We start from the raw sequence: 5,354 nt of genomic DNA on the forward strand, positions 1-5,354 counted from the left end.
GCCGCGAGGCCCGTAGGGTGGGCCAAGCGCAGCGGGCCCACCGTTACGCCGCCAGGGAAATCCACTGTCCGCCCCGTGCCAACCGACCCTTTCAGGAGCACCCGATGAGCGCCAAGCACCGCCCCACCGACATCCAGTTGCACCAGAAATCCCGCGTCCTCGAGATCGGCTATGCCGATGGCACCAATCTGCGCCTGCCCTGCGAGTTACTGCGCGTGTATTCGCCCTCCGCGGAGGTGCGCGGCCACGGTCCGGGACAGGGGACGCTGCAGGTCGGCAAGGAGGACGTGAACATCACGGATATCGAGCCGGTCGGCAACTACGCGGTCAAGCTGGTATTTTCCGACGGGCACGATACCGGGATCTACGACTGGGATTACCTGTACAACCTGGGCATGGAACAGGATCAGCTCTGGCAGGAGTACCTCGACAAGCTGGCCGCTGCCGGTCACCAGCGCAAGTCGGACTGAAGGCTGTGATGACGGACGAAGAACGGCGCGGCGAGACCCACTTCGGTTACGAGACCGTCGCGGAAGAGGAGAAGGCCGCCCGGGTCGGACAGGTCTTCCACTCGGTCGCGCGGAAATACGACCTGATGAACGATGTAATGTCCATGGGCATCCACCGCCTGTGGAAGCGCCATACCGTGCAGCGCGCGGCGGTGCGCCCGGGCATGCGGGTGCTGGACCTCGCCGGCGGCACCGGGGACCTCGCGGCGGCCTTTGCGCCGCGCGTCGGCGCCCGCGGACACGTGACCGTCTGCGATATCAACGCGTCGATGCTGGTGGTGGGCCGTGACCGGCTGCTGGACCAGGGTCTGGCCGGGAACATCGACTTCGTGCAGGGCGACGCGGAGGCGCTGCCGTTTCCGGACGAACACTTCGACCGCATCACGATTGCCTTCGGGCTGCGCAACGTGACCCGCAAGGAGCGCGCGCTGGCGGACATGGGGCGGGTGCTGAAGCCCGGCGGCCGCCTGCTGGTGCTGGAGTTCTCGCAGCCCCTCGCGCCGCTGCGGCCATTCTACGACCTCTACTCCTTCCGGGTGATGCCGCTGATGGGACGGCTGATCGCCGGGGACGCGGACAGCTATCGCTATCTCGCGGAGAGCATCCGCGTGCATCCCGATCAGGAAGAGCTCGCCGGGATGATGCGCGACGCGGGCCTGGAGCGCGTGCAGTACGAGAACCTGACCGGTGGCGTGGTCGCGCTGCACCGGGCCACGAGGCTGTGACCTGATGAACGATGCTGACAGAGATACCGATCCCGATCCCGGTCCGGAGGACGCGGCGGTCCGGCCGCTGCCCACCTCGCTCGCCATCCCGCTGGAGCTCGCACTGAACGGGTTGCTGGCGGCCGCGCCGGAGTCGGCGGTGACGCGGCTGTCGGGGCGGTCCATCGCGGTGGTCGTGCAGCCGCCCGGTCTGGGCCTGGCCCTCCTGGGCGCCGCCGACCGGCTGCAGGTGCTCGGCTCCCTCGACGACGAGGATCCCGACGTGACGATCTCGGGATCCCCCGTGGCCCTGGCCGCGGCGATCGCCCGGCAGGACCGCTCCGGGGTCACGCTGCAGGGGGATGCCGCCGTGCTGACCGACCTGCAGCGGGCGCTCTCGGGCGTTTCCTTCGACTGGGCCGGGTGGCTCGAGTCGGTCGCCGGTGCCGGCGCCGCCGGACCGGTGCTCCGGGCCGGTGAGTCGCTGCGCGGCCAGTTCCGCCGCCTGATGGACCGCAGCCTGGACGACTCCGCCGAGTATCTGCAGGAGGAGGCACGGTGGCTGCCGGCATCGGGCGAGTTCGAGGCGCTGACGGCCGATCTGGCCGACCTGCGCGACGACGTCGCACGCCTGGAGGCGCGCGTCGCGCGACTCGGGGGCGGCAACGGCGCCACGGTTCCCGGCGGCCCCGGATTGCCCCGGTCCGGATGATCAGGACCCTGAAACAGGGCCTGCGCCTGTGGGCCATCGGCCGTGTGCTGGTGCGTTACCGGCTGGACGCGATCCTGTTCACCCTGAAGCCTCTGCGGCCGCTCAGTTTCCTGCTGAACCTGCTGCCCTGGAACTGGTTCCGGCGAGCCGAGGGCACCCGTGGCGAGCGCATCCGCCGGTCGCTGGAGGACCTGGGCCCGATCTTCGTGAAGTTCGGGCAGATGCTGTCCACCCGGCGCGACCTGCTGCCGGATGACATCGCGCTGGAACTCGCCCGTCTCCAGGACCGCGTGCCGCCGTTTCCGGTCGAGCAGGCCCGGCTCGCGATCGAGATCGCGCTGGAGAAGCCGATCACCGAGGTCTTCGAACAGTTCGACGACGTGCCGCTGGCCTCGGCCTCGATCGCGCAGGTGCATGCGGCCAGGCTGCTGGACGGCCGTTCGGTCGTCGTGAAGGTGGTGCGGCCGGGCATCGTCCGCACCATCCGCGCCGATCTCGAGATCCTGCATCTGATCGCCTATCTCGCGGACCGCTACTGGTCGGAGGGACGGCGATTGCGCCCGCGCGAGGTGGTCTCCGAGTACGAGAAGACCGTAATCGACGAGCTGGACCTGGTGCGCGAGGGCGCGAACGCGATCACCATCCGCCGCAACTTCGAAGGCAGCCCGCTGTTGTACATCCCGGAGGTGATCTGGGACTACACCCGGACCAACGTAATGGTGATGGAGCGCATCAGGGGCGTCCCGATCGCGAACATCGACGCCCTGCGCGCCCGCGGCGTCGATCTCAAGGTGCTGGCCGAGCGCGGCGTGGAGATCTTCTTCACCCAGGTCTTCCGCCACAACTTCTTCCACGCCGACATGCACCCCGGCAACATCTTCGTGGATGCGACCAACCCATCGGAGCCGAGTTACCTCGCGGTCGACTTCGGCATCGTGGGCACCCTGCTGGAGTCGGATCAGCACTATCTGGCCGAGAACTTCCACGCCTTCTTCAGCCGCGACTACCGGCGCGTCGCGGAGCTCTACGTGGAGTCGGGCTGGGTGCCGGAGGGCACCCGGGTGGATGAGTTCGAGGCCGCGATACGCTCCGTCTGCGAGCCGATCTTCCAGAGGCCGCTGGACGAGATCTCCTTCGGACACGTGCTGCTGCGGCTCTTCCAGACCGCACGGCGCTTCGACATGGAGGTGCAGCCCCAGCTGGTGCTGCTGCAGAAGACACTGCTGAACATCGAGGGGCTGGGGCGCCAGCTGTATCCGCAGCTGGATCTGTGGACCACGGCAAAGCCGTTCATCGAGCGCTGGATGTCGGAACAGGTGGGGGTGCGCGCCTTTCTGCGCAGTGCCGAGCGCCACCTGCCGAAGATGCTGGTTCAGCTCCCGGAGCTGCCGATCCGGCTGCAGGAGGCGCTCGACGCGGAGCGTCAGCGCGCCCGGCGCGATGCAGCGCTGCGGGCGGAGGTGCAGGAACTGCGACGGCTGCTGCAGCGGGACGCGCGCAGGCGCCTGGAGGCCTTCGCGGGTCTCGGTCTGCTCCTGGGCGCGGGCGTGATGACGCAGATGCAGGCGGTGCCGCAGTGGCTGGGGCTGGCCTGGCCGGCATGGCCCCTGGGCCTCGCGGGGATCGGCCTGCTGCTGTTCAGCCTGCGCCGCGGCGACGGCATGCTGCGCCGGATCCGCGGCGGCGATCGTTCCCGCCTCGATTGATCCGTGGAGTGCGGGGGCCTGCTCCCGCGGCAGGGGGCGAGCCTCCTTCGGGCACAGCGGCGACGAGCCACCACAGTCGAAAAGCGGGTCGTGTATCCTTTGCAGGCCTCCGCTGATTGTGCCGCGGGGCATGACGCACAGGAGTATGGCCATGTTTGAAGCGGCGGAACTGGGTCGCACACTCGACAAGAGCGATTACAAGGAGATCGTCCCCGAGCTTCGCACCAGTCTGCTCGACCTGCAGCAGGAACTGGGCAACTGCGATTTCCCGGTGATCCTGCTGATCTCGGGGGCCGACGGCGCCGGGAAGAGCGAGACCGTGAACATACTGAACCAGTGGATGGATCCCCGATGGATCGAGACCACGGCCTTCGACGAGATGACCGACGAGGAGCGCGAGCGCCCGGCCTTCTGGCGTTTCTGGCGCGCGCTGCCGCCGAAGGGCAGGATCGGTGTGCTGTTCGGATCCTGGTACAGCTGTCCGATCCAGCAGCGCATCGAGGACCGATTCGACGACAGCGAGCTCGACCTGATGCTGAGACGCATCAACATCTTCGAGAAGATGCTGGTGGACGATGGCGCGCTGCTGATCAAGCTCTGGTTCCATCTCGGCAAGGAGATGCAGGTCAAGCGCATCAAGAAGCTGCGCAAGAACCCGGCGACCCGCTGGCGGGTGGGAGAGCGCGATCTCGCGGCGCTGAAGTCCTACGACCGCTTCCGTGAGGTGGCCGAGCACGTGCTGCGCCAGACCAGCACGGGCGAGGCCCCGTGGATGATCATCGAGGGCTATGACGAGCGCCACCGCAACGTGACCACGGCGAACCACATCCTCGAGGTGGTGCGCAAGCGAATGACGCTGGACCCGATGACCCTGCGCGGGACGACCTCGGCCTGGAGGATGCCGCACGAGCGCGACAAGACCATCCTCGACTTCCTGGACCTGTCGAAGAGCCTGGAGAAGAAGCGCTACCGCAAGGAACTGGCCGAACTTCAGGGACGGCTGAGCGTGCTCTCGCGCAAGGCGCGGCAACGCAAGGTCAGCACCATCGTGCTGCTCGAGGGCTGGGACGCGGCCGGCAAGGGCGGGATCATCCGGCGCATCACCGGTGCGGTCGATGCCCGGAGCTACCGCGTGATCCCGATCGGCAGCCCCACCGATGAGGAGCGTGCGCAGCACTACCTGTGGCGCTTCTGGCGGCACCTCCCCAGGGCCGGGCGCTTCACGATCTACGACCGCTCCTGGTACGGGCGCGTGCTGGTGGAGCGGGTCGAGGGCTTCGCCTGCGAGGACGAGTGGGTGCGGGCCTACCGCGAGATCAACGAGTTCGAGGAGGAGCTCACCGAGCACGGCATCGTGCTGGTGAAGTTCTGGGTGCACATCGACAAGGACGAGCAGCTCGCCCGCTTCAAGGCGCGCGAGGAGACGAGCTTCAAGCAGCACAAGCTCACCGAGGAGGACTGGCGCAACCGCGAGAAGTGGGACGACTACGCCCACGCGGTGAACGACATGGTCGAGCGGACCAGCACCGAATTCGCGCCGTGGAACCTGATCGAGGGCAACGACAAGCGCTGGGCCCGGGTGCAGGCACTCAGGATCCTCTGTGAACGGCTGGAGCAGGCCCTGTAGGGAGCGCGCCCTGTCGCCGATCCGGCGCCGGGAGAGGGCTGGCCTTGCAGGAGCGGCCTCTGGCCGCGATGGCCCCGGGCACTCAACGGGACGCCG

5 protein-coding genes are annotated in these 5,354 nt (G+C 68.1%); all 5 read left to right on the forward strand.

Features of this window, described 5'->3' with window-relative positions; genetic code table 11:
• Positions 1 to 104 precede the first annotated feature (104 nt).
• The 5 genes from ACESMN_RS11595 to pap all read left to right on the forward strand — a co-directional run bounded on the left by ACESMN_RS11595 (position 105) and on the right by pap (position 5,258).
• The gene (locus ACESMN_RS11595) at positions 105 to 470 is read left to right on the forward strand and encodes a gamma-butyrobetaine hydroxylase-like domain-containing protein (RefSeq protein WP_373053761.1); all 366 of its coding nucleotides are present in this window, start codon (positions 105 to 107) and stop codon (positions 468 to 470) included.
• Positions 471 to 478: 8 nt separating this feature from the next.
• A complete protein-coding gene (ubiE, locus tag ACESMN_RS11600; protein WP_373053762.1) occupies positions 479 to 1,234 on the forward strand; it encodes a bifunctional demethylmenaquinone methyltransferase/2-methoxy-6-polyprenyl-1,4-benzoquinol methylase UbiE in 756 nt (251 codons plus the stop codon).
• 4 nt (positions 1,235 to 1,238) lie between these two features.
• Positions 1,239 to 1,925, forward strand: coding sequence for an SCP2 domain-containing protein (locus ACESMN_RS11605; RefSeq protein ID WP_373053763.1), 687 nt, complete (start codon positions 1,239 to 1,241; stop codon positions 1,923 to 1,925).
• Positions 1,922 to 3,631 carry a ubiquinone biosynthesis regulatory protein kinase UbiB gene (gene ubiB, locus ACESMN_RS11610; RefSeq protein ID WP_373053764.1) on the forward strand — a complete coding sequence of 570 codons (1,710 nt, stop codon included), beginning with the start codon at positions 1,922 to 1,924 and terminating at the stop codon, positions 3,629 to 3,631. The genes ACESMN_RS11605 and ubiB overlap by 4 nt, the downstream gene beginning before the upstream one ends.
• 151 nt (positions 3,632 to 3,782) lie before the next feature.
• A complete protein-coding gene (gene pap, locus ACESMN_RS11615) occupies positions 3,783 to 5,258 on the forward strand; it encodes a polyphosphate:AMP phosphotransferase (protein ID WP_373053765.1) in 1,476 nt (491 codons plus the stop codon).
• Positions 5,259 to 5,354: the final 96 nt, after the last annotated feature.

Origin of the sequence: Thioalkalivibrio sp., from assembly GCF_041690275.1 — a bacterium.
GTDB lineage: Bacteria > Pseudomonadota > Gammaproteobacteria > Ectothiorhodospirales > Ectothiorhodospiraceae > Thioalkalivibrio.